The organism is Pseudomonas sp. FP818 (assembly GCF_030687335.1).
Taxonomy (GTDB): Bacteria; Pseudomonadota; Gammaproteobacteria; order Pseudomonadales; family Pseudomonadaceae; genus Aquipseudomonas; species Aquipseudomonas shahriarae.
Window position 1 is genome coordinate 3,224,026 of record NZ_CP117427.1, and the last position, 23,215, is coordinate 3,247,240.

21 protein-coding genes are annotated in these 23,215 nt (G+C 61.9%); 11 read left to right on the plus strand and 10 right to left on the minus strand.

Annotation, left to right across the window (positions count from 1 at the left end; translation table 11 throughout):
• Positions 1-50: 50 nt before the first annotated feature.
• The gene (locus tag PSH80_RS14350) at positions 51-1,076 is read right to left on the minus strand and encodes an AraC family transcriptional regulator (RefSeq protein WP_169989797.1); all 1,026 of its coding nucleotides are present in this window, start codon (positions 1,074-1,076) and stop codon (positions 51-53) included.
• A gap of 217 nt (positions 1,077-1,293) precedes the next feature.
• Here PSH80_RS14350 and PSH80_RS14355 point away from each other — a divergent pair, with 217 nt between their 5' ends.
• Complete coding sequence (locus PSH80_RS14355) at positions 1,294-2,238, plus strand: transporter (RefSeq protein WP_169960654.1); 945 nt, start codon at positions 1,294-1,296, stop codon at positions 2,236-2,238.
• 78 nt (positions 2,239-2,316) lie between these two features.
• Here the strand turns inward: PSH80_RS14355 and PSH80_RS14360 are convergent, their stop codons facing one another.
• The 5 genes from PSH80_RS14360 to PSH80_RS14380 form a co-directional block, all read right to left on the minus strand.
• Positions 2,317-3,528, minus strand: coding sequence for a DSD1 family PLP-dependent enzyme (locus PSH80_RS14360; RefSeq protein WP_169989835.1), 1,212 nt, complete (start codon positions 3,526-3,528; stop codon positions 2,317-2,319).
• Between the two features lie 68 nt (positions 3,529-3,596).
• Positions 3,597-4,985, minus strand: coding sequence for a D-arabinono-1,4-lactone oxidase (locus PSH80_RS14365; RefSeq protein ID WP_216312070.1), 1,389 nt, complete (start codon positions 4,983-4,985; stop codon positions 3,597-3,599).
• Positions 4,986-5,002: 17 nt separating this feature from the next.
• Entirely contained in the window at positions 5,003-5,371 is a 369-nt protein-coding gene (locus PSH80_RS14370) for a cytochrome c5 family protein (protein WP_115128364.1), read from the minus strand.
• A gap of 156 nt (positions 5,372-5,527) precedes the next feature.
• Positions 5,528-6,280, minus strand: coding sequence for an outer membrane beta-barrel protein (locus PSH80_RS14375; protein WP_057436922.1), 753 nt, complete (start codon positions 6,278-6,280; stop codon positions 5,528-5,530).
• Between the two features lie 148 nt (positions 6,281-6,428).
• Positions 6,429-7,262: an arylamine N-acetyltransferase gene (locus PSH80_RS14380; RefSeq protein ID WP_216312069.1), complete on the minus strand. Its 834-nt coding sequence runs from the start codon at positions 7,260-7,262 to the stop codon at positions 6,429-6,431.
• Positions 7,263-7,421: 159 nt separating this feature from the next.
• On the opposite strand from PSH80_RS14380, the gene PSH80_RS14385 reads away from it, so the two are divergent.
• On the plus strand, positions 7,422-7,664 hold the full coding sequence (locus tag PSH80_RS14385) for a DUF6555 family protein (protein WP_057436926.1): 243 nt from the start codon (positions 7,422-7,424) through the stop codon (positions 7,662-7,664).
• Between the two features lie 50 nt (positions 7,665-7,714).
• Here PSH80_RS14385 and PSH80_RS14390 read toward each other — a convergent pair whose 3' ends face one another.
• Complete coding sequence (locus PSH80_RS14390) at positions 7,715-7,918, minus strand: DUF6021 family protein (RefSeq protein ID WP_232544792.1); 204 nt, start codon at positions 7,916-7,918, stop codon at positions 7,715-7,717.
• Positions 7,919-8,068: 150 nt separating this feature from the next.
• Between PSH80_RS14390 and PSH80_RS14395 the strand changes: the two genes are divergently transcribed.
• On the plus strand, positions 8,069-8,590 hold the full coding sequence (locus PSH80_RS14395) for a DUF3087 domain-containing protein (RefSeq protein ID WP_057959334.1): 522 nt from the start codon (positions 8,069-8,071) through the stop codon (positions 8,588-8,590).
• Between the two features lie 41 nt (positions 8,591-8,631).
• On the opposite strand, the gene PSH80_RS14400 is transcribed toward PSH80_RS14395, so the two are convergent.
• Positions 8,632-9,498, minus strand: coding sequence for a Dyp-type peroxidase (locus PSH80_RS14400; protein WP_057959333.1), 867 nt, complete (start codon positions 9,496-9,498; stop codon positions 8,632-8,634).
• Between the two features lie 139 nt (positions 9,499-9,637).
• Here PSH80_RS14400 and PSH80_RS14405 point away from each other — a divergent pair, with 139 nt between their 5' ends.
• Together PSH80_RS14405 and PSH80_RS14410 are read left to right on the plus strand one after the other, a co-directional pair.
• Positions 9,638-11,263 (plus strand): NADP-dependent glyceraldehyde-3-phosphate dehydrogenase, encoded by a 1,626-nt coding sequence (locus tag PSH80_RS14405; protein ID WP_115128367.1) that lies wholly within the window; start codon positions 9,638-9,640, stop codon positions 11,261-11,263.
• A gap of 139 nt (positions 11,264-11,402) precedes the next feature.
• Complete coding sequence (locus PSH80_RS14410) at positions 11,403-12,467, plus strand: FUSC family protein (protein ID WP_169989792.1); 1,065 nt, start codon at positions 11,403-11,405, stop codon at positions 12,465-12,467.
• Positions 12,468-12,608: 141 nt separating this feature from the next.
• Here the strand turns inward: PSH80_RS14410 and PSH80_RS14415 are convergent, their stop codons facing one another.
• Positions 12,609-13,364 (minus strand): TetR/AcrR family transcriptional regulator, encoded by a 756-nt coding sequence (locus PSH80_RS14415; RefSeq protein WP_057445041.1) that lies wholly within the window; start codon positions 13,362-13,364, stop codon positions 12,609-12,611.
• A 354-nt stretch (positions 13,365-13,718) separates the two neighbouring features.
• Here PSH80_RS14415 and PSH80_RS14420 point away from each other — a divergent pair, with 354 nt between their 5' ends.
• The 4 genes from PSH80_RS14420 to PSH80_RS14435 are packed head-to-tail and all read left to right on the plus strand — an operon-like array spanning position 13,719 to position 18,354.
• Complete coding sequence (locus tag PSH80_RS14420) at positions 13,719-14,426, plus strand: ABC transporter ATP-binding protein (protein ID WP_128592964.1); 708 nt, start codon at positions 13,719-13,721, stop codon at positions 14,424-14,426.
• Positions 14,423-15,622 carry an ABC transporter permease gene (locus PSH80_RS14425; RefSeq protein WP_057436939.1) on the plus strand — a complete coding sequence of 400 codons (1,200 nt, stop codon included), beginning with the start codon at positions 14,423-14,425 and terminating at the stop codon, positions 15,620-15,622. Before PSH80_RS14420 ends, PSH80_RS14425 begins: the two co-directional genes overlap by 4 nt.
• On the plus strand, positions 15,615-17,096 hold the full coding sequence (locus tag PSH80_RS14430; RefSeq protein ID WP_057959328.1) for a TolC family protein: 1,482 nt from the start codon (positions 15,615-15,617) through the stop codon (positions 17,094-17,096). The genes PSH80_RS14425 and PSH80_RS14430 overlap by 8 nt, the downstream gene beginning before the upstream one ends.
• A complete protein-coding gene (locus PSH80_RS14435) occupies positions 17,086-18,354 on the plus strand; it encodes an efflux RND transporter periplasmic adaptor subunit (RefSeq protein ID WP_057959327.1) in 1,269 nt (422 codons plus the stop codon). The genes PSH80_RS14430 and PSH80_RS14435 overlap by 11 nt, the downstream gene beginning before the upstream one ends.
• An 828-nt stretch (positions 18,355-19,182) precedes the next feature.
• Here the strand turns inward: PSH80_RS14435 and PSH80_RS14440 are convergent.
• Positions 19,183-20,604 carry an FAD/NAD(P)-binding protein gene (locus tag PSH80_RS14440; protein ID WP_057959319.1) on the minus strand — a complete coding sequence of 474 codons (1,422 nt, stop codon included), beginning with the start codon at positions 20,602-20,604 and terminating at the stop codon, positions 19,183-19,185.
• A gap of 402 nt (positions 20,605-21,006) precedes the next feature.
• Between PSH80_RS14440 and PSH80_RS14445 the strand changes: the two genes are divergently transcribed.
• Both PSH80_RS14445 and PSH80_RS14450 read left to right on the plus strand, forming a co-directional pair.
• Positions 21,007-22,170, plus strand: coding sequence for an L-dopachrome tautomerase-related protein (locus tag PSH80_RS14445; RefSeq protein WP_370693700.1), 1,164 nt, complete (start codon positions 21,007-21,009; stop codon positions 22,168-22,170).
• 35 nt (positions 22,171-22,205) lie between these two features.
• Positions 22,206-23,087: a glycine betaine ABC transporter substrate-binding protein gene (locus PSH80_RS14450; RefSeq protein WP_120733323.1), complete on the plus strand. Its 882-nt coding sequence runs from the start codon at positions 22,206-22,208 to the stop codon at positions 23,085-23,087.
• The last annotated feature ends 128 nt before the right edge of the window (positions 23,088-23,215 follow it).

Here is a 23,215-nt window from a genome sequence, read left to right on the forward strand (position 1 = left end):
ACTGCCCGCGCCACAGGGTTCAATGCAAATCCACGGCCACGCGCCGGCCCTCAGCCCACGCTGCGAAACGCACTGGGACTGAGCCCCGTCCAGCGCTTGAACGCCCGGCGAAAGCTACGTACGTCACTGTAGCCGACCTCTTGGGTAATACGCTCGATGGACAGCCCGGGGTTGCCCAGCAAACCCATGGTCCGGGCACGACGCACCTGTTCCAGCAAGGCTTCGAACGTCAGCCCGTGGTCGGTCAGGCGCCGACGCAGGGTGCGCCCGCTCATGTTCAGGTCACTGGCGACCTTCTCCAATTGACTGCCCTGCAAGTCGCGGGAAATAGCGCGCTCCACCGCCTGGATCAGGTCCATTTTGCGGTGCAGCTGGGCACTTTCCAGTTCCAGCAGGCCAAGGGCCTGGCGCAATGCCAGGGCATGGTGATTGGGCAATTGCACGTCGAGCCAGCGGGCCTCAAGCACCATGCGGTTGTGCAGGCAGCCAAAACGCACATCATCACCGAACAAGCGCTGGTACTCGGCGGCATACACCGGCGGCGCATGCATGAACTCCATGCGCAACGGCTTGAATTCGCTGCCCACCAGGGTCCGACCGTAGACCATGAGGCTGGTAAAGAACTCTTCGGCGGCAAAAACCTGGACGTCGGCATAGGGCAGCAGGCATTCGACCTCGACCATGACCTCCAGCGCGCCTTCAAGGGTGCGCGAGGTGGCGATGCCGCCGGAGGTGTGCTGGTGCCGTTCGCCCACGGCAAAGGCATCGCGCAGGGTCTTGCACAACGAAATGACATGCCCCAGCAAACCCAGGGTGCCCAGCACATTCTGATTGCCGACACACAGGCCCAGACCCTGCTCAGGCATGACCTTGAGGGCCCGCTGGATCATCGCCACGGCCTGGCGGTAGGAAATGCGCAGCGCCGGGTCGTCCAGGTCCGCCAGGGTAAACCCCAGGCCACGGCAAAGATGCTCGGCATTGGCGCCCTTTTGCGCCACAACCTGCCCCAGGGTTTGCAGGAGAAAGGGCGAGACCAGGGCCAATTCGTAATGTGGATCAACGGTTTTGCTGTGCATGGATCTGCGATTCCCGACTGTATGCCCGGTTATTGTTTTAGAAACATCCTGACAATCATAGGTGCTTGCAAGGCTCGCCGCACTCTGAATGAACGCTGTCCGGCAAAGCCCCCTTATGTGGCCGCCAATACCCTGCCCACTAGGGCGCCAAGGGCTTATTTGTATGGGCCAGGCCCCGGTGAGGGCCGACCTTCCAACAATAATAATGAGCCCTGACATGAATCCGACCCGTGCGCTTGCCCCCCTGCCCTTTGCCCTGGCGCTTATCAGCATCAGCCTGCCGACCCTGGCCACCGAGGGCGGCGTAGACAATATCGGCCCTGGTACCGACGGCTTTTACATCCTGCCCCTGGATGTCGATCACCTGCCGGACCACATGTTCGCTTTCAACCTTTACTACAACCACTATGAAGCGACGAAACTGGACATCAGTTCCCTGGGGGGCAAAGTGCCGCAGGTGAAGATCCGCTCGGACGCGATCATCCCGCGCCTGGACTACCTGAGCCCGTTGCGGGTGTTTGGCGGGCGGTTGGGCGGCTACATCGCGCAGCCTTACCTCAAGCAACAAGTGGCGCTGTTCGGCATGTCTGACCAGCGCGAAAGCATGGGTGACACCACCATCGCACCGATAATCCTGTGGGACCTGGGCAAAAACCTGACCCTGGGTGCCGCCGTGGAAATCACCGTGCCTACCGGTGAGTACGATGCTTTCCGCCTGGCCAATACCAGCAACAATTTCTACACCTATAAGCCCCTGGTGTCGGTGACATGGCTGCCTGACGAGCGCACTGAGCTGTCGATCAAGACCACCTACAGTTTCAACAAGGAAAACCACGCCACGGACTACCGTTCCGGGCAGATTTTCCACTTCGACTACTCGGCCAGCTACAAGGTGACCGATAACCTGAGCCTGGGTATCAATGGCTACTATCTCAAGCAGACGACTGACGATAAGCAGTACGGGCGCACTGTCACCAATATCTACGGCGAAGATGTCGACGATGGGGTGCGGGGCCAGGTGTTTGCGGTGGGGCCGGCGGTGTACTTCACCTTTCTCAAGTACGCCAGTGCGGAGATTCGTTGGGCCAAGGAGTTTGATGTAGAGAACCGGCCGGAAGGCGATATGTTGTGGGCCAAGCTGACGATTCCGTTTGCGTTGTAGGATCCGCCTGAAGCGAGGGGGCTTGCCACAACAAGCCCCCCTTGCCACAGGCCAGTTCCTGCGCAGGAGTGCGTCATTTCAACCGCTGTAAACCGGCCAATTGTCGACAATTTTACCGCCGCGCACCGCCAGCAGATCGCCAAACTGCAAGAGCACCGATTCAGTCTGGGTCGGGCGCATGAACACCTGATCGTCGATGTTCAAGCCAACCCCCGGCGAGCCATTGACCATCTCCTGGTTGGAGCTGCGGCCATACAAGCCATTACTTTGCAGCCCCGAAGGCGACTCGAACTCGGCCATCCAGTTGCCACCATAGATAAAAAACGTCGCGCGCTGGTTGCGATCCCACCAGGACAACAACCGGGATTTATCATCCAGCGCCGGGATGTTGACCGCGCCGGTGCTTTTGAGCACTGGCGTGGCAATGTAGGCCGCCGGGACGTGCTCGCTGAGGGATGGCAAATCATAGTGCGTTGGCTTGAGCATGGCGGTGCCCACGGAAACTTCACTGCTCAGTTGCTCCTGCTCATGCATCCCATAGCTGGGGCTGCCAGCGGTATTGAGTGTCAGGCCGGCATGCCACAGCCCTGCAAACTGCTGGCGGGTGAAGTCGACAAAGCCGTTGTAGCGCTGCATGACCTTGTCGAACAACGTCTGGGGCGAGCCAAGGATGCCCGGCACGCCCATGCCGACAAACGGGTCATAGCCCATGAAGCCGGCAAATTCCAGGTGCCTGGGGTGTGCACTGATCAACCCCAGCATCTGCCCCAGCACCGTGTTATCGCTGATACCGCCGCGGTGCAGGCCCACATCCAGTTCGATATTGATCCGCAGCCGTGTGCCCAGGCCCTGGGCCAGCGCCAGGTATTGTTGCAGGCGCTGTGGCGTATCCAGCAGCCACTGCAATTGCCGGGCGGGGTCGAAGGGCCCCTGATGGCCTTGATAGAACAGCTCGGCAGAACGCACCGGCAACGGCTTGCCCAGCAGGATATCGGCGTCGGGAAACACCTGGGCGTCATGGTTGAGAAAGGGTTGGTGAAACGACATCAGGCGCTGGGTGCCGGCGCGCTTGGCAATGTAGGCCAACAGGCCCGGCGCAGGCAGGGATTTTTCCACCAGCCGTAGGTGTTTACCTCCGCGCTGCACCGACTGCACGACGATGTCGATATTGTGATCCAGGCGATCCAGGTCAATCAGCAGCACCGGACGCATCGGCCCATGGGCTTTGAGCTGCTGGTTCAACTGGCGAAAATATTCGCTGTAGGGCGAGCCCCGGTCAGCCGGACGCAGCAGCGCCGCGCCCGCCACCAGCAACGCACCGGCGCCGAGGGTGCCGACCATGAAATGTCTGCGGTTCATCAGGCTACTCCCAGGATTGATGACAGGTGTGCATTAAGGAATTTGCCGCTGGGGTCCAGGGCCTGGCGCACCCGCGCGAACTCGTTCCAACGCGGATACAGGGCCTGCAGGGCGCGGGCATTGAGGGTGTGCAATTTGCCCCAGTGCGGCCGGCCGGCGTATTTCCAGAAGATGGGCTCGATCGCGGCAAAAAAGTTGTGATGGTCCATGGTGTAGTGCTGGTGCACCGAGATCGAACAGCTGTCGCGGCCTTCAAACATGCTCAAGGGAATATCGTCAGCCTTGACGTAGCGGTACTCGATGGGAAACCAGGTGCGCAGGTCTTTGTCGCGGATCAGCTTGAGGATTTCCCGCAGGCAGGCCGGACCGTGTTCGGCGGGCACCGAATACTCCATCTCGTTGAACCGCACATTGCGCACGTTGGCGTAGACCTCGAACGATTCAGCCACACGGTCCTGGAAACTGGCGAAATAGCGCAGGCTGTTCAGCAGCGTGCGGCGGGTTGCGGGGAAGTCGCTAGCATATTTGTCGAGGTTCTCGATAATCGACACAAACTCATTGCCGCCCGCCTCTGCCGGGTCGATTGGCGGGGTTGGCGCGTCGGTGGTTTCGTTGAGGGCGATGGACAGCGCGTAGTCGGAATGTGTCACCACCAGCATCTCCCAGTGCTGGTTCTCGCGGGTGTTGTTCGCCACGTCCTCCAACAGCTCTTCGGTCGACGCTATCCATTGGCGCTCCCGCAGGCGGTAAGGGGTGCGGTTTTGCATGCGCACGCGGGTGGTCACGCCGAGCGCGCCCAGCGACACCCGGGCGGCGTTGAACAACTCGCGCTCACGCCCGGCGTCGCAGTCCAGCACCTCGCCCTCGGCCGTCACCAGTTGGAGGCCGGTGACACCGGCTGAGTACGAGGTAAACCCAACCCCGGTGCCATGGGTCGAGGTGGAAATGGCGCCGGCCAGGGTCTGATAGTCGATGTCCGCCATGTTCGGCAGGGCCTGGCCGACAGCCTTGAGCGCCGGCCCCATGCGTGACATGGGCGTGCCGGCGGCGAAGGTGGCTTGCAGGCTGCTGGCATCGTGCTCGAGCAAGCCATTGAAAAAACTCAGTGACAGTAATGTGCCATCTGTCGGTACCAGGGCACTGAATGAATGGCCCGAGCCCACCGGGCGGATCTTGCCCGGCGCCTGGCGAATGATCTGCACCAACTCCCCCAGGTCCTTGGGCGCCAGCCGCTCAAGGGGCAGGCAGCTTTGGGCGCCCGACCAATTGCGCCAGGGGATCAAACGCGGCGCGCGAGCCAATTGGGCCAGCGCCGGGTTACTGCTGATTGCCATAAATACGCCGGCCACCGCCGAGCGCTGCAACAGTTGCCTGCGTGAAAGCACCATTACCTACCCCATTGTTGTTATTGGATATGAACACCGGCCATAAAACTGATCAGCCCCAGGAACTGGTCCTCGGAACACTGCATGCACAGGCCCATCGGCGGCATGCCGTTGTAGCCGTTGAGGGTGTGGTCCAGCAGGGTGTCCGCGCCCAGGGCAACACGCGGGCTCCAGGCCTGGCTGTCGCCGGTCAACGGCGCGCCGGAGGCAGGGTTGGCGTGACACAGTTTGCAACTGGTGTCGTAGAGCTGGGCCAGCGCCGGGTCGGCAGGCATGGCGTTGCTTGCCGTGGCAGGCTGCGGGGGATGTTGCGGTTTGTCGTCACAGGCGGCCAGCAGGCCAAGCAAGGCCAGCAGCAAACCCATGCGGCGGGAGGTCGTAGACCACATAGCCAGCCTCTCTTTTTTAGTATGAACAGTTGGGTTCACACTAAGTCAGGGACGGCGCGGCGTTGAGGGTATTGGGGGACACAAAGGGGGACTTGGGCGGACAGGGTCGGGCGACCGGCGCTCCATTACAGAACGCCGGCGCCCGCAACAGCCGACTTAGAAAGCCAGACCGACCTTGAAGCCGTACTCATCGCGCTTGAGCTTGGTGTTATCGGCCACTTCGGAGTCCGCGTCGAGCTTGTACTCGGTACGGGTGTAATACAGGCCCGCCATCACCGGCAGGTCGCCGTTCTGGTTCATCAGCAAGCTGACTTCGGCGTAGGGATTGGTGCGGTCCTTGAGGTCCACGGTGTCGCTGCCAATGCCGTCAACCTTGAGCTTGGCGCGGCCGTCAATGGTATGTCGGGCGCCCACTTCGACGCGCATGGTCATGCTGTCGAACTGATGGTTGTAACCCACCGCCGCCTTGGCAAACGGCGACTTGTTGGTGAGTTTCATGTCGTAGTCGCCAGAGTCCGGCTCATAACGGGTCCAGCTGTAGCCACCGCCGACCAGCACATCGACAAAGTTGCGCGCATCCAGCGCGGCGCGCCAGCCCAGGTCGAGGTCGGCCTGGCCTTCCTTGAGTTTGTTGTCGCTTTTCTTGCCAAACTTGGCGTCCACGCCGGCCTGGTAGATAAAGCCGGACTCGGCAGTCAGCTTGTTGCCAAAGTTATAGAACAGGCCGGCTTCCGGCATATGATCCTTGTCGCTTTCGCTACCGCCTTCAAGCTTGAAGTCGTTGTAGCTGCCGAGGATACCGAAGGTGGAAATCGGATCGGTGGACGGCGCAGCGAATACCATCGCCGGTGCGGCAACCAGGGCCAGGACCGAGGAATTCTTGAGGATTTTTCCGAATAGTTTGGACATCGTTTTACATCTCCTTTTTAGGTGGGCAAATTATTCAAGAAACGGTTCGAACCCCCTGCTTTGCAAAAGGTTCGATTTAATTTGCCTTGGAGTTGGAGGTAAAACGCTTCAGCGAAGGCTCTGGATCAAGCCTTCCAGAGTAGGCCTATCAGCTATCGACCAATAGTTGCGCCAGTCGCGGGCGTAGCTGTGGGTGCTTGGGCACGCGCAAACCAAACGCTTCACGCAGCAGTTCCAGTAATTGGTCGACGTCGGTGATCGAGCGTTTTTCGCTGTCACCGCCCACGTGATGAACGGCGTAGTTGCCGTTGTTTAACGTACGCCGCAGGCCGGGCCCGATCAGCGCCACTTTCAACTGTTTGATGAACGGCGAATCGGGGTGGGTCGAGACATACCAGTTGCCCAGTTCATAGTCGAAGTGCGACTGCGGCTGCAGGTCGAACACGTACAGCCCTCGCCATTCCTCGCCAACCTGGGCCCACAGGGTGTAGCTGCCGTCCTTCAAGGTCAGGCGATAGGGTTCATGGGCCGTGGCCTGTGGCGCCAGATTGTCCAGTTGCAGCGGGCTGCTTGGCACCATGCCACCAAACGCGACATCGCTGATGTAGCGCACACCCGCCAGGGTCACCAGGCTCAGGCGATGGGTACGCGGGGTGTGGGCATCAGGCGGCCCGCCTATGACCACCCGACCGGTGATGCCCCGAGCATCGAAGCCCAGTTCTTGCAACAAGGCCAGGAACATCTGGTTCAGTTCGTAGCAATAACCTCCCCGCCCGTCGAACAGGACTTTTTGCTCGATGCTGGCCAGATCAAGGGGCACTGGCAGTTGCGCCAACACCGAGAGGTTTTCGAAGGCGAAGGTACAGACATGGCGCAATTGCAACTGCGCCAGGGTTTCCAATGTGGGTGCTGGCGGGCTGTCATACCCCAGGCGTTGCAGGTACAGGCGGCTGTGGGTCAGGTTCGGTGAATCCTGGGACATGGCGCGATCCTTGGGCGCGGGCGAAGGTTTCACTAATACCCGTAACCGTTGCCGCTGCCAATACTGATCTGTGGCAATAGATCGTAGGAATGGGGCGCAAACTTTCTGAACCTTTCTGAACCTAATTGCATCAACTCCATATCAAAACAGGGAGGCAATATGGGCACGGCAACGATCTACACCATCCAATACAGGCTGCATGGCGAGCCCAAGTCTTTTGTAGTGCGTGCGGAGGTGATGAATAACGCCGAGGCATGGCATTGGGCCAGCTGTGACGCCGGGGTGGCCCACGTCGGGCGCATTGGCCGTCCTGGCCACGAGCGCACCAAGAAGACCACGCGGCCATGGGCGGAGAAATACGGCATCACCGACGTCACCTGGATCGCCCCCAAGCGCCTGTAGGGGCTGCGGCAGGAGCTGGTTTGCCAGCTCCTGCACTGATGGGCGTGAAGTTATGGTTTCAGATCGCCCAAGGGATCATAAGCCGGCTGCTTGCCGGCTTTGTGCTTCTTGTCCAACGGCGCAATGGCCGGGCCGACCGGGTCGACCTGCGGGTCGGCCACATCCGGTGAGTCTGGGTCAAACCCCAAATCGTGCTGATCACTGGCGTGTTCCGACGAATGCGGGCCATCGGGCTTGTTCGATTGCTCAGTCACAGTCATCTCCTTCGCTTTGCTGACGATGCATACATGCGTTAGAGAAAACCCCGGCTGCCATCGTTCAACTTTCTCACGCCCACCCACAAACCATGAGAAGATGCCGCGCCGCGCAATACCCCTACTTAGTTCATGGAGACTGCATCCCGCATGTTTGAGATCAAACCTGTCGATCCGCAAACCTATCGCCAGCAGACCCGCCGCAGCACGCTGATTGTCGCGGTGATCTTCATCGCCCTGGCCATGCTGCTGTCGAGCCTGGCCGTGATGCTGTTTGGCGAGCCCGGCGGCGACAACTTTCGTTTCAATATCGGGGGAGTGGCGGCCGGCGTAGTGCTGACTATCGCCCTGGTACGCGGTCCGCTCTGGTCACAGGCCTGGCTGGCGCCGGCGATCTATGGCTGGCAGCTCAAGCGCAGCCTGATGCGGGTGACCAATGTGATGCATAAGGTGACCGAGCGGGTCCAGGCCAACGACCCGACGGCGATGAAGCTGCTGCGGTTCTATCACCTGGGGCTGACGCAGATGCATGAACTGGACGCCAATTCCAGCGCCCAGGCGCAACTGGTCGGGGAGATCGAGAAACATAAGGCGCAGATGAAGGCGCTGGGAATCAAGGCTGAACAAACGCGCCTGGATCCAGCGTGGCTGGAAGCCATGCGCGGCGCCTGACCTCATAGGAGCCCGTTTGTGGGCTCCTACAAGCGTTTGGCTCAGGCCGCGAAGATCGCGCCCAGGTCCAGACGCCCATCCTTGAGCGGCGGGCACCAGTAGTAGCCACCGGTCAACGGTGTGCTGATGCGGTACAGGCCATCGACAATCCCGTCTTCCAGGCCGCTCATGCGGCGCAACTGAGCTTCAAAGGCGTCAAAGGAGTGGCCGAACGCGAGGAACATCAACCCGGCCTGGCCATTTTCGGCCCAGGGCATGGAGCGGCGCACCACAAAGGCTTCGGGGGTGAAGCTCTCCTGGGCGGTGCGCTTGACGTGGGCGGACTCGGGGGCGTCGTCCAGCTCTTCGTTATCGCCATGGCGACGCCCGATGATGTGGTCGCGCTCCTGGGCCGGCAAGGCGGCGAAACCGTCCAGGTCGTGTTGCCATTGCTGGATTGCGGCAAAGCTGGCGCCACTGCCGGCAACGGCGGCTTCGACGGCGGCGTCGTCATGGGGGTTTTCGGTGCCGTCTTCGTAGTCGGTCAGGTCAAAGCCGGTCTTGTAGCGGAAACCTTCAGTCATCTGCACCAGGCGAAAGCCCGGCGCCAGGGCTTTTTCAAAGGCCCGGCTGCGCAACAGCAACTCACCACGGTCTTCGCCATGCAACCAGCACCACAGCGCCTGTTGGGTGGATGGGTTGTGGGCACCCGGCGCCGAGATGGGCGCAAAACTGCGCAGCCCTTCGATGTGCGCGCCCAGTGCCTTGACCAGCGGCTCACCCAAACCCACCACCACTGCCGAGTCGACCAACTGCACCAGCGCGTCGAGCGCTGCCGGCACGGCGTCGATGGACTCGATGGCGAAAAACAGATGGCGTGCCTGCAACGGCACCGGTGCGGCAAGAATGCCCGGCTGGTACTGACTCATATGAACTCCTTCAAGAAAGCCGCGTAGTTTACCCGCCGCGCCCCAGTGTGCGTAGGGAAATGCGTGTAAGCCTTGCAACAGAGCCCTCCGATGGGGGAATCTCTGACTCAAGCTGTGCAACCACTCCAGGGGTAGCGACATGACCACCACTCACCTGCTTGCCAATCTGTTCCCGACCGCCGAAGGCATTCCCGAACAATTTCGCCTCGCCGCCCCCATCGAGCAACGCGACTATCTGGTCGACGGCCAGTTACGCACCTGGAACGGCCCGTTGGCCCAGGTGCGCAGCCCTGTCCAGTTGGCCGGTGCCGACGGTGACACCCCCGTGATTATCGGCAGCACGCCGCTGCTGGATGCCGAGACCGCCCTGCTCGCCCTCGACGCCGCAGTTCGGGCCTACGACCGTGGCCAGGGCCAATGGCCTACGATGCGGGTGGTCGAGCGTATTCAGCATGTCGAGGCGTTTTTGCGGCGCATGCGCGAACAGCGCGATGCCGTGGTGAAACTGCTGATGTGGGAAATCGGCAAGAACCTCAAGGATTCCCAGAAGGAATTCGACCGCACCTGCGACTACATCACCGACACCATCAATGCCCTCAAGGAACTGGACCGCCGCTCCAGCCGCTTCGAGCTGGAACAGGACACCCTCGGGCAGATCCGCCGCGTGCCCATGGGCGTCGCCCTGTGCATGGGCCCCTATAACTACCCGCTCAATGAAACCTTCACCACACTGATCCCGGCGCTGATCATGGGCAACACCGTGGTGTTCAAGCCGGCCAAGCTCGGCGTCCTGTTGATCCGGCCATTGCTGGAGGCCTTCCGCGACAGCTTCCCGGCCGGCGTCATCAATGTGATTTATGGCAGCGGCCGCGAGACCGTCAGTGCGCTGATGGCCAGCGGCAAGGTGGATATCTTTGCGTTTATCGGCACCAACAAGGCAGCCAGTGACTTGAAGAAGTTGCACCCGCGCCCACATCGCTTGCGAGCAGCCCTGGGGCTGGATGCGAAGAACCCCGGCATCGTATTGCCTGAGGTCGACCTGGATAACGCGGTCAACGAAGCGGTCACCGGCTCGCTGTCGTTCAACGGCCAGCGCTGTACCGCGTTGAAAATCCTGTTTGTGCATGAAGCCGTGGTCGAACGTTTTATCGAGAAGTTCAACCACAAACTCGCCAGCCTCAAACCGGGAATGCCCTGGGACGAAGGTGTGTCGCTGACGCCGCTGCCGGAAGCAGGCAAGGTGGATTACCTCAACGGTCTGGTAGCCGACGCGGCGCAACACGGGGCCAAGGTAGTGAACGCCAATGGCGGTGCCAGCCGTGGCTCGTTCTTCTACCCGGCGGTGCTGTACCCGGTGACCCCACAGATGCGGGTGTACCACGAGGAGCAGTTCGGCCCGGTGGTGCCGATCGTGCCCTACCGCGACCTGGACACGGTGATCGACTACGTCCTGGAGTCGGATTTCGGCCAACAGTTGAGTATCTTCGGCACCGACCCGGCGCAAGTCGGGCGCCTGGTGGACACCTTCGCCAACCAGGTGGGCCGGATCAATATCAACGCCCAGTGCCAGCGCGGCCCGGACACCTTCCCGTTCAATGGCCGCAAGAACTCGGCCGAAGGCACGTTGTCGGTGCATGACGCCCTGCGGGTGTTCTCGATCCGCACCCTGGTGGCAACCAAGTTCCAGGACAGCAACAAAGCACTGATCAGCGATATCATTCGGGACCGGGCGTCGAGCTTTTTGACCACCGACTATATTTTCTAAACTGCTCCCATGTAGGCGCGGGCTTGCCCGCGATGCAGGTGCCTCGGCGTGTCAGTGACTCCGAGGTGATGCGATCGCAGGCAAGCCAGCTCCCACATTGGACCTCATAACATCTAACGATGAGGCCTTCTTAATCCCGATGAATCTGCCTCCCTTCGCCCGCCGCCTGTTGCGACCGCTGCTCGACCCCTATCGCCGTTATCGTCATGCCAAACTGATCCACGCGGTACGGGTGTCCATCGGCCTGCTCGCGACCATCCTGCTGACCACCGGTATCAACCTGCCCCACGGTGAATGGGCCTCGGTGACCATGCTGGTGGTGATTGGCGGCTTGCAGCACCACGGCAATATCGGCAAGAAAGCGGTGGAGCGGGCCTATGGCACGCTGATCGGGGCCAGTGTCGGCCTGCTGCTGGTGGCGCAACAGGCTTATCTGGGCCAACCCTTGTTGACCTACCTGTTGATGTCGGTGGTGTGTGGCTTTTTTTCCTATCACGCCATCGGCAAGGGTGGATACACCGCGTTGCTGTCGGGGATCACCGTGTTCATCGTCGCCGGCCACGGGGACAACCCGCTGTCCGATGGCCTGTGGCGCACCGTCGATATCCTGATCGGCATCGCCCTGGCCCTGGCGTTTTCCTTCGCCCTGCCGCTGTATGCCGTGTACTCCTGGCGCTACAACCTGGCCAGCGCGCTGCGCGACTGCGCCGCCATCTACAGCCGGATCATCAGTGGCCAGTCGGTCACCGATGACGAGCACCTCAAGCTGCTCAATCGCTTGAATGCGGCGATGTTGCAACTGCGTTCGTTGATGCCGTCGGTCTCCAAGGAAGTGCGGATTTCCATGACCGAGCTGGACGCGATCCAGCGCCATCTACGGATGTGCATCAGCACCCTGGAAATTCTCGGCAATACCCGCCCTGACCCACGGGATGAGCAGGCCATGGCACGCTTGCAACTGGCGCTCAAGGCTGAGCATCGGCAGATTCGTGTGCAGTTGATCGGGATGGCGCGGGCCCTGCAATCCGGCGCCACGCAACGCTTGGAACGAACCAGCCTAGCTGCGCCTGATCCCCAAGCTGCCCTGGAGGCGCCAGTGCACAGTGCGTTGGATGGCTATCGGTTATTGACCGCGCAACTGGCGGCAAATGTCGACGCGATGCACGCCCGATTGGCGAAAAGTGCCAAGGCGTGGAAAATCTGAAAAACGCTGCAACTTAATATTGGATCCACATTTTTTTCACGTTTTATTCACATCCGCAGACGTACTGTGAAGCCTCATCCGTTACAAACGTTGTACATCAAGCCCGCCGCCCCAGCGGGCTTTTTTTTGCGCGTGATTTGCTCAGCGCGCAACTTTACCGGTTGCCGGCAGCGCCGACTGGCCGCGAATCGCACGCTGGGTATCGAGTACCCGCGCCAGCGCCGTTTCAGCTTCCGGGCTTTGCTGCGGCACACGAATGGCCGCCGAGACCAGGGTGATCAGCTTGGCCATGACTTCGGCGTCAGTGGCCGGGCGCCCTAGGCTCATGGAGTTCATCAGCAGGCGCAGTTCGGTCCCGGCCATCACCCCGGAAATCGCCTTGAGGGCAAATTGCAGGCGCACCCCCAGCTCATTGCGCGGCAGGTCGGGCAACGCCAGGGCGAAGGCTTCGAAGAAGCGCTGGAACACCGGCTGGTAATGCACCTTGAGGTATTCCTGGATAAACGGCGAGGTATCACTGTAGACCCGCCCGAGGAAACGAATAAAGGACCGCCCCTCGCCGCTGGCCGGATCACTGCGCTCCAGGCCCATGGCCGGGGCGAACAGCACACCCAGCAAGGTATCGCAGTCGAGCGGTCCGTCAGACTCGGCCTCGCACCGGGCGAGCAACTCCAGGCGCTGCTCGTTGAGCGGCTCCAGGCGTTGCATCAGTAATGTTTTCATCAGGGAGTCCTTGTCCCCGAAGTGATAATTTACTGCGGCGAGATTGACCTGAGCCTTCTCGGTGATTTGCCGCAACAGCACGGCGTCGTAGCCGTACTTGATGAAAAGAGCCTCTGTCGCATCCAGCAGTCGAGTCTTGGTTACATTTGGAGCGCTGAGTTTCTTCGCGACCATATAAGTTCCACGGGGGAAATATGTTTTAAAAAAAAATTTGATTTTTTATACCGGGGCGGATGCTTGAAAGCAAGTAGTGACACTGCACCATACTATCCAAGCGCGTTGCCGCTCGCCCTGTAAACGGCTTGCCCATGGCAGGACCAGGCGTTTTCCTGCCACCGGTATAGGCTCTGCCACCAGAACAACCGCTCTATTTCTGTGGCTGGCGAAGCTGTGGCATCACAGTTACTATTCAAACAATGTTTTTAAAAAAAGAATAAAAACCAGCTATTGGCAATCGTGACGCAGGCCCTGAAGATGTTACAACGATTTTCAGGAGCAAGCCGGATAGCCGCAGCGCAAGGCGTAGTCATGATGACAGATACTCCAACGCTCCCAGGCTTTATTTCTCTGCAAGGCATCGGCAAAAGCTACCAATTGGCCGGACAGCACCTGGCCATTCTCAATGACGTCAGCCTCTCTATCAACCGCGGAGAAAGCTGCGGCATTCTCGGAGCTTCGGGCTCCGGCAAAAGTACCCTGCTCAATATCCTCGGCCTGCTGGACCTGCCCGACTGCGGCGCCTATCACTTCGCCGGCCATGACATTTTCCACGCCACGCCGGATCAACTGGCCGCGATCCGCAACCAACAGATCGGCTTTGTGTTCCAGAGTTTCAACCTGCTGCCGCGCCTCAGCGCCCTGGACAACGTTGCCCTGCCCCTGGGCTATCGCGGTGTGTCGCGCCAGGAGTCGGTGGCGCGGGCCCTGCATATGCTGGAGCAAGTTGGGCTGGCCGAACGGGCCCATCATCGCCCCGCCGACCTGTCCGGTGGCCAGCGCCAGCGGGTGGCGATTGCCCGCGCGCTGGTGGGCGCGCCGGCAGTGATTCTGGCCGACGAACCCACCGGCAACCTCGACAGCCACACCGCCCAGGACATCATGGACCTGCTGCTGGCCCTGAACCACGATCAAGGCGTCACGCTGATCATCGTCACCCACGACCCGCATATCGCCGAACGCCTGGATCGCCAGATTCTGGTGCGCAACGGCGTGGTCCACGAGGCAGAGTGCGTATGAGCCTGCGGGTCGAACAGAGCCTGAGCCAGTTGTTGCATGAAGCCTTTGTCAGCCTGCGCACCCTGGGCAAGCGCTCGATCCTGGCCCTGCTGGGGATCGTCATTGGCAGTTCATCGGTAGTCGCGCTGATCAATATCGGACATAACGCCGCCGAAGATGCCGCGATGATTTTCAAGGACATGGGCACCGACACCCTGGTGGCGCAGTTCCCGCCCAAAGGCAACAGCAATGCGCACATGCCCACCCACCTCGATCTACAAGCCGTACGCCAGGCCGTGCCGGGCATCGCCCACATCGGCGCGATTTCCTCATTCAGCGGGCCGGTGATCTTTCATGGCCGCACCACCAACGCCGGCTTGATTGGCAGCACCCCTGGCCTCAAGGAGGCGATGCGCCTGGCGCTGCGCGAAGGGCGTTTCCTGTCCGAGTTCGACAGCGGCGAAACCTACGCGGTGGTCGGCGACCAGATCGCCCAGGCGTTAAGCACGCCCGGTGACCCGCTGCGCCTGGGCGACCGGGTGCGGGTCAACGACTACCTGTACCTGGTCATCGGCATCCTGCAGAACCAGCCGCGGTCGATGCTGATTCCGGTGCAAACCAACGAGTCACTGTTCATCCCGGCAGCCGGCATGCGCCGTATCTATTCCTCGCCGCAGGTTGGCAGCGTGGTCCTGCGCGCAGCAGCCGGCCAGGACATGGAGCGCATCGCCGCCGAGACCACCAAGGCCTTGGGCGCGCAACTTACCGAGCACACCGTCGAGATCCAGATCCCCCAGCAAATGATCGACGGCATGACCCGGCAAAGCCGCACCTTCGCCTATCTGTTGCTGGCCCTGGGCGCCATCTCCCTGGTGGGCGGAGGGGTCGGGGTGATGAATGTGATGCTGATGAACGTTTCGGAACGCCGCCGGGAAATCGGCATCCGCATGGCCCTCGGCGCTCGCCAGCGCGACATCCGCAACCTGTTCCTGCTCGAAGCCGTGACCCTCACCGCCGTCGGCGCCCTGTGCGGCGCGGTGTTGGGCATGGGGGCCGCCTATCTCTATGCCTGGCTGTCGGGCTGGCAGTTTTCCCTGGCGGTGTCGGCCCTGCCCCTGGGCGTGGGCAGCACCTTGCTGGTGGGATTGTTTTTCGGGATCTACCCGGCGGTCTCGGCGTCACGCTTGCAGCCGGTGGAGGCCCTGCGCGATGAATAAACCCCTGCTGTGGCTGATTGCCCTGGTGAGCCTGCCCTGCGTGGCCGCCGATATCGTGATCCGCCCTTCGGCGCCGACCACCACCCGCAGCGGCTATGAGCACAGTGTCTCGCTCAATGCCCAACTCACCACCCTGACCCTGGGCGACGCGGTGTACCTGGGCCTGCGCAACAACCCGGCGATTCGCAGCGCCTACCTGCAACGAGTGGCGCAGAAGTTCGACTTGCGAGTGGCCGAAGATGCCTTCAACCCCAAGCTGGTGCTCAACAGTGCCTACCGCACCACCCAGGGCAGCGACGACCGCGCCCGCAATGCCAACCTGTCACCCACCACCAGCTTGCTCGGCGAGTACGGCACCCGCCTGAGCATGGGCTGGACCCAGCAACTGAACAACGCCAACCATGCCGGGCGCTACCGCAGCGACGGCCTGGACCTGGCCATCATCCAGCCGCTGATGCGTGGCGCCGGCTGGGATGCCACCACCGCCCCGCTACGGCTGTCACGCCTGTCCGAGCAAGCCAACCGCCTGAACCTCAAAGCCAACGTCGCGCAGACCATCAGCCAGATCATCGCCACCTACCGCGACTTGCTGCGTGCCCAGGAGCAACTGAGCATCGCCCAGGAAGCCCTCAAGCGCTCCAATACCCTACTGGACGTGAATAAGGCCTTGATCAATGCCGGGCGCATGGCCGAGTTCGAAATCGTGCAGACCGAGGCCGACATCGCCTCCCAGCAACTGGGGGTCGAGGAAGCCCAGAACCAACTGGACATGAGCCGCCTGGCGTTGCTGCGCCTGCTGGCCCTGGACCTGGCGACCCCGATCCGTGCCACCGAAGCCCTGGAGGCCACGCGCATGGACATCGACAAGCGTGAGGCCTTTAACCTGGCGCAGAACCAGCAGCCCGAATACCTTTCGGCGCTGCTGGGCAGCCAACAGGCCGACCTCAACCTGGTGCTGGCCAAGGATTCCGGGCGCTGGCAGGTCGACCTGGTGGGCGGCGCCAATCAGATCCGCGCCAACACCGACAACGACGCGGGCAGTACCAGCAATCGGCGCTGGGACAGTTATGCCGGGGTCCAGGTGCGCATTCCCATCGGCGATATCAGTACCCGCCAGGCCGAAGTGCGCGCACGGGTCAATGTGGAGAACCAGGCCATCCTGATCACCGACGCGCGCCAGGAACTGGAGCGTAGCGTCAATAACGTGGTGCGCGACCTTGGCACCCGCTGGCGCCAGTATGAAATTGCCCAGCGGGCGGTGGAACTGTCCCGGCGCAAGATCGAGATCGAACGGGACAAGCTCGGCGCCGGGCGCTCCACCAACTTCCAGGTGCTGAGTTTCGAAGCGGACTTGCGCAACGCCGAAAACGCCCGCCTCAATGCCCTGATTGCTTACCTGAATGCCCAGACCCAGCTCGACCTGACGCTGGGCATGACCTTGGAAAGTTGGGAAATCGCCCTCAATGACTACTAAAAAAGCCCTGCTGGGCGTTGCACTGCTGATACTGCTGGGCGCTGGCGGATTCGCGCTGCTCAGTCGCCCAACGCCTGCCGCCGATCAGACCGGTACGGCCGAGCAATGGCTGGAGGTCAAGCGCGAAGCCCTGGTGCACCAGATCGGCCTGGTGGGCAAGATCGAACCGGACACCACCGTCACCCTGACAGCCCCCTTCGACGGCAATGTGCAGGCCAACCTGGTGGAACAGGGGCAACGGGTCGAAGCCGGCCAGGTTCTGTTACGCATGGACCCCGCCACCCTCGAAGTGCAACTGCGCGAAGCGCTCTCCGCCCAGCTCAAGGCCCGGCGGACCGTGCAGGAAATGCAGGACTGGGACAGCGGCCCCACCGTCAGCCGCGCCCGACGCAGCCTGCGCACCTCGCAAATGAGCGCCGACAACACCCAGCGCAAACTGGTTGAAAGCGAGAACCTGTTCAAGCGCGGCATCATCCCACGCAACGAACTGGACGACCTCAAGCAACAGGCCCAGCAGCAACAGTTGGACCTGACCGCCGCCCGCAGTGAACTGCAACAGGCCCTTGATCAGGGTAAGGGTGAATACCGGCAGATTGCAGACATGGAATTGACCAACGCCACGGTCAAGTACGACGCCCTGCGCAAACTGCTCGAAGGCCAGGAGGTCAAGGCGCCGTTTTCCGGGATCGTCGTGCCGCCACCGGGCAGCGCCACCCCGCAAGGCAGCGGCAATAGCAACGCGCCGGTACAGGCGGGCAGCAAGGTCAGCCAGGGCCAGGTGTTGTTCGGGCTGGCCAATATCGAACGCCTGAAGATCGTCGCCAAAGTCTCGGAGCTGGATATCAACCAGCTGCATCAGGGCCAGCCGGTGGAAGTCATGGGCGACGGTTTCGATGGCGAACACCTGAGCGGTTCGGTCAGCGTCGTCAGCGGCCTGGCGATCGCCAATGACAGCCAGGGCAGCGCGCAATTTCCGGTGACCCTGTCGATTCCCAAACTGACCGAGAAACAACTGCAAAGGGTCCGCCTGGGCATGAGCGCACGCCTGACCGTCGTGACCTACAACAATGACCAGGCGATCATCGTGCCGGCCCAGGCGATCAGCCATGATGCCGGGACCATGAGCGTGGAGTACCGGGCGGCAATGGACCAGCCGGTGGAACGGATGACAGTCACCACGGGCCAGTCTACCGCCCAAGGCGTAGAGGTATTCGGGCTCAAGCCCGGGTTTGTCAGGCTGGATGCAGCCCCAAGATAAACGTAGATCCAAAATGTGGGAGTTGGCTTGCCTGCGATAGCGGTGGGTGAGCCGCCAGAAACGGTGACTGAACTGCCGCTATCGCGGGCAAGCCCGCTCCCACAGGGAATCTCACTCGGGCAGATAATTTTGGCCCCACCACAAATCAAAGGTGGGAGATTGCCTGCGATGGCGGTGGGTCAGCCGCCAGAAACAGTGACTGAACTGCCGCTTTCGCGAGCAAGCCCGCTCCCACAGGGAATCTCACTCAGGCAGATAATTTTGGCCCCACCACAAATCAAATGTGGGAGCTGGCTTGCCTGCGATGGCGGTGGGTCAGCCGCCAGCAACAGTGACTGAACTGCCGCCATCGCGGGCAAGCCCGCTCCCACAGGGGATCTCACTGGAGCAGATGATTTTAGCCCCACCACAAATCAAATGTGGGAGCTGGCTTGCCTGCGATGGCGGTGGGTCAGCCGCCAAAAACAGTGACTGAACTGCCGCCATCGCGAGCAAGCCCGCTCCCACAGGGGATCTCACTGAGGCAAATAATTTTGGCCCCACCACAAATCAAGGGTGGGAGCTGGCTTGCCTGCGATGGCGGTGGGTCAGCCGCCAGAAACAGTGACTGAACTGCCGCTATCGCGGGCAAGCCCGCTCCCACAGGGGATCTGCGCGGGGCAGAGAGTTTTGGCCCCACCACAAATCAAAGGTGGGAGCTGGCTTGCCTGCGAAGGCGGTGGGTCAGTCGCTAGAAACGGTGACTGAGCTGCCGCCATCGCGAGCAAGCCCGCTCCCACAGGGGGCCTTGTCGGCGGGGCGATTTTGGATGCACCACAGCTCCCACCTTTAGAGTTGCGCCAGCTTTAGCGCCAGTGCCTTGGCCTGAAGCGCCACATCCGTCACCGCCGTGCTCTCCCACCACATACCGCGCAGCGGCGGGCCCATGGCGAAGAGTCGCTCACTCACAACGCCGTGCTCATCCAGTACCGCCCCCGAGGCATCCGCCGCTATCCCCAATGCCAAGGGCCCGGGTTTGATCAAGCCGCGGGCCAGCAATTGCCTGGGCAACGGCCGGGCCACGCGGCGCCAGTCGTATTCGATCCCGCTGGAGTTGATCAACGCCGCGCCACTGAAGTGGGTGGTGTGCTGTTCGCCACGACGGCGCAGGCGCAGGGTCACTTCGCCGTTTACCGTGGGCTCCAGGCCCAGGAACGAGGCCGCGTGGATACGCAGGCGCCCCTCCCCGTGCAGGCGCGCCAGCAGTTCGGCGCTCAGGGGTGGCGAGCGATGATGATGGCTCTCCCACCAGGGCCGCACATGGCGCACGAACTGGCGTTTCTCGCGCTCGCTGGCCTGGCTCCACAAACGACCGATATGGGCGCGTACGGTGTCCAGCGGTGCTTGCCAGTCGATGCCCTGGGCCAGGGCTTTCTGGCATTCGCGGCGCACTGCCCGCAGTAATTGCAGTGGGCTGCGCAGGCCATGATCGTCAGCGAGAAAGTCCGCCCACGTAGGGGGTTGCCGGCGCACATGGGGCAACAGGCCATGGCGCGAAAAGATCTCGATCGGCCCGCGATGGCCAGCCTGTTCCAGTGACACCACGGCGTCGACCATGGTCAGGCCGGAGCCGATGATCAACACCGTGGCGTGTGGGTCCAGTTGCGTCATGGCGCGCACATCCCACGGATCAACCGCCGCCGCATTCACACCACTGGAGTGGGTTTGTGGCGTGCGCGCCGCCGGAAACATTCCGGTGGCCAGTACGGCCCGGGCACCGCGCAGTGCCCGGCCGTCATCCAGGGTCAGGCGCACGCCTCCCAGCTCTACCTGCACGTCGATGACCTCGGCGCGAATATGCTCCACGGTTGACGCCGATCCCGCCCGAGCCTGCGCCAGCCGCTGTTGCGCGTACACGCCAAAGATCCCCCGGGGTGGAAACAGCTCGCTGACCGGCACGTGCTGCTGGTCCGATTCCGGCCAGCCGCCGGCGGCGATGTACTCGCTCAACCAGTGGGTCAAGTCATCGGCGTTGTCCGGGTCCACACTCATGCGCGCCGCATTGCCATTGAGGGTGTGCCCCAGCTCCACCGCGCTATAGGCTTCGCCTCGCCCCAGCTCCATGCGCGGCTCGATCACCAGAACCTTCCGCGTGCCGGGCAAACGCAACAGCTGCACGGCCAGCAGCGTGCCGCTCAGGCCCCCGCCGATGATCAGCACATCGGCGTTGCGGATGGCCTTTGTCGCCTGTCCGCGTTCGGTTTCACTCATGCAAATACGCCCTTACTGGTTGCCCGAAGAATGCTCATGCCATCGCCTGCGCCGGTGTAAACCCGCGTGCAGAGCGACGTGGATGCGTTAGTTATATAGCCAGGTGCGCTCCGTTGCACGAGTTACGCCAAGATTGAGAACCCCATGATTCCTCACTTTGCGACAGCTCCATAGCCATGCCACACACGGTTAATCAGCAAACTGTTGATTGACTGTTGGCGGGCGAACAGTGGCGCATGCAACCGCAGATTTACCTGGAACCGCCGCAAATCAAGGCTCAAACGCCCTGCACTTTCTCGATTGCGATGAAACTGTTAGCGCCATTCGTGGGTTTTTCCATGGACCGGGAACGCACACCATGGGCTGCAACGCGCCCCTTCCTGCGGATTCCCGGAGCTTTTCATGCACTTCAAGCACTCCTTTATCTGGTCTGCCCTGGCCTTGTCGATTGCCATCAGCAGCCAGGCGGCTCAGGCCCAACCGATGCCCAGCGAGCAAACCATTGGCACCCTCGAGCAGGTGTTCGCCTTCCACGCCGCCATGCCCACCGGCGTCAGCGTTGCCGAAAACGGGCGGATCTTTGTCAATTTTCCACGCTGGGGCGACGCGGTGCCGTTCACCGTGGGTGAACTGCGCGATGGCCAGGTCGTGCCCTACCCTGACCTGGCTATGAACCAGGCCGACCCGAAAGACCCGGCCAAGGGTTTTATCAGCGTGCAAAGTGTGGTGGCCGATGGTCGCGGGCGGATCTGGATACTGGACACTGCCGCCCCCGGTTTCGCCTCGCCAACGCCGGGCGGTGCCAAGCTGGTAGCCATCGACCTGGCCACCAACAAAGTGGTCAAGACCCTGGTGTTCCCGAAAAACGTGATGCTGCCCAGCACCTACGTCAACGATATGCGTTTTGACTTCCGGGTGGGCGATGAAGGGGTGATCTACATCACCGACTCTTCCCTGAGCGGCCCCGGGGCGATCATCGTCATGGACATTGCCAGCGGCACTGCCCTGCGCCGACTCAGCGGCGCCACCTCGACCTCGGTAGACCCGAACTTCGTGCCCAAGGTCGAAGGCCAGGTCTTGCAGGTTCGCAACACCGACGGCAGCACCCGTCCGTTTGCAGTAGCGTCCGATGGCATCGCCCTGTCCGCTGACGGCCAGACGCTGTACTTCTGCCCGCTGTCCAGCCGCCATCTGTACTCGGTACCCACCGCGTTGCTGCGTGACACCTCGGTCAGCGAAGCGCGGCTGGATATGGCGGTCAAGGACCTGGGGGAAAAAGGCGCTTCCGATGGCCTCGAAGCCGATGCCTCCGGCGCCCTGTATGCCGGCGACTACGAACACAACAGCGTGCGCAAACGCCTGGCGGATGGACAGTGGCAGACCATCGTCCACGACCCGCGTGTGCTCTGGCCCGACACCCTGTCCATCGGGCCGGACGGCTACCTGTACTTCATGGCCAACCAGTTGCATCGCCAGGGCATCTTCCACGCAGGTCGCGACTTGCGCCAGAAGCCCTACAGCCTGCTGCGCGTGAAGATTGATGCAGCGCCGGCCCCCACCCTCTAGCTCCGTGATCAGCCGCAGCTCTTGAAGGAAGCAACATGCGCAGACCCCCACCCCGGCGCCCAGCAAAAACGCCGACCGTGACCCACCAGGATTTTTCCCTGGCCAATATCGCCAACGGCTCGCGTGTGGTGCGCCTGGGCGTCACCGATCTGTCCTTCCATCGCGCCACTGCCGCCGTGGTGGCGCTGGTCCTGCAGCGCATGGGCCTGACTGTCGAACGGCAATATGCCCTGCACGAAGTGAATTTCGAGCGCTTGCGCGAAGGCACCATCGACATGTTGGCCTCGGCCTGGCTGCCATGCAGCCATGGCGTGTACCGACAGGCCGTGCCCGCCCGTGAACTGGGCCTGCATTACCAGCCCTATGCCATGTGGGGCGTGCCCGACTATGTAAGCGAGGCTGACGTGGCATCCATCGACGACCTGCGCAAACCCGAGGTTCGCGCGCGCATGCACCCGCTGATTCAGGGCATTGGGTTGGGTGCGGGAATTACCCGGTTTTCCCTGAAAATCATGGATGAGTACGGCTTGAGCGACGCCGGCTACCAATTCCGCACCGGCACTCAGGACGATTGCGTCGACGCTTTTGAGGCCCTGTATCGCCAAGGGCACTGGGGCATCGTGCCCTTGTGGCATCCGCAGTTCCTGCACCACCGCTACCGTATCCGCGAACTGAAGGACCCCAGGGGTTTGCTCGGTAATGTGGATCGGGCAGTGCTGCTGGCACGGGAAGATCGCCTGGCGTTGCTGACCCGGGCAGAGATTCAGGTGCTGGATAATATTCGTCTGTCGAACCCGATCGTTGCCGAGCTGGATGATGCATTCAATCGGGGTGAACGCTCGGCGGATGAGGCGGCCAGGGAGTGGCTGGCGCGCCATCCGCAGAGGCTGCGTGGGTGGCTGGCACCGGTGAGCTGACAGCAAGCTTGGAGCCTATGGCTTATTGTGCGTAGCAGTCGCATTTTAGGGCCGCTTCGCGCCCCAACGGGAGCAAGCGCCCTCGCCACAGGTTACCGATTGCCTGCACCCTCGCTTAGCTGAACGGC

Bases quoted from the DNA above. Each gene is read 5' to 3' on its own strand.
- PSH80_RS14350 (WP_169989797.1), bottom strand. From the start codon at position 1,076: ATGCACAGCAAAACCGTTGATCCACATTACGAATTGGCCCTGGTCTCG.
- PSH80_RS14355 (WP_169960654.1), top strand. From the start codon at position 1,294: ATGAATCCGACCCGTGCGCTTGCCCCCCTGCCCTTTGCCCTGGCGCTT.
- PSH80_RS14365 (WP_216312070.1), bottom strand. From the start codon at position 4,985: ATGGTGCTTTCACGCAGGCAACTGTTGCAGCGCTCGGCGGTGGCCGGC.
- PSH80_RS14370 (WP_115128364.1), bottom strand. From the start codon at position 5,371: ATGTGGTCTACGACCTCCCGCCGCATGGGTTTGCTGCTGGCCTTGCTT.
- PSH80_RS14375 (WP_057436922.1), bottom strand. From the start codon at position 6,280: ATGTCCAAACTATTCGGAAAAATCCTCAAGAATTCCTCGGTCCTGGCC.
- PSH80_RS14380 (WP_216312069.1), bottom strand. From the start codon at position 7,262: ATGTCCCAGGATTCACCGAACCTGACCCACAGCCGCCTGTACCTGCAA.
- PSH80_RS14385 (WP_057436926.1), top strand. From the start codon at position 7,422: ATGGGCACGGCAACGATCTACACCATCCAATACAGGCTGCATGGCGAG.
- PSH80_RS14395 (WP_057959334.1), top strand. From the start codon at position 8,069: ATGTTTGAGATCAAACCTGTCGATCCGCAAACCTATCGCCAGCAGACC.
- PSH80_RS14400 (WP_057959333.1), bottom strand. From the start codon at position 9,498: ATGAGTCAGTACCAGCCGGGCATTCTTGCCGCACCGGTGCCGTTGCAG.
- PSH80_RS14405 (WP_115128367.1), top strand. From the start codon at position 9,638: ATGACCACCACTCACCTGCTTGCCAATCTGTTCCCGACCGCCGAAGGC.
- PSH80_RS14410 (WP_169989792.1), top strand. From the start codon at position 11,403: ATGAATCTGCCTCCCTTCGCCCGCCGCCTGTTGCGACCGCTGCTCGAC.
- PSH80_RS14415 (WP_057445041.1), bottom strand. From the start codon at position 13,364: ATGGTCGCGAAGAAACTCAGCGCTCCAAATGTAACCAAGACTCGACTG.
- PSH80_RS14420 (WP_128592964.1), top strand. From the start codon at position 13,719: ATGATGACAGATACTCCAACGCTCCCAGGCTTTATTTCTCTGCAAGGC.
- PSH80_RS14425 (WP_057436939.1), top strand. From the start codon at position 14,423: ATGAGCCTGCGGGTCGAACAGAGCCTGAGCCAGTTGTTGCATGAAGCC.
- PSH80_RS14430 (WP_057959328.1), top strand. From the start codon at position 15,615: ATGAATAAACCCCTGCTGTGGCTGATTGCCCTGGTGAGCCTGCCCTGC.
- PSH80_RS14435 (WP_057959327.1), top strand. From the start codon at position 17,086: ATGACTACTAAAAAAGCCCTGCTGGGCGTTGCACTGCTGATACTGCTG.
- PSH80_RS14440 (WP_057959319.1), bottom strand. From the start codon at position 20,604: ATGAGTGAAACCGAACGCGGACAGGCGACAAAGGCCATCCGCAACGCC.
- PSH80_RS14445 (WP_370693700.1), top strand. From the start codon at position 21,007: ATGCACTTCAAGCACTCCTTTATCTGGTCTGCCCTGGCCTTGTCGATT.
- PSH80_RS14450 (WP_120733323.1), top strand. From the start codon at position 22,206: ATGCGCAGACCCCCACCCCGGCGCCCAGCAAAAACGCCGACCGTGACC.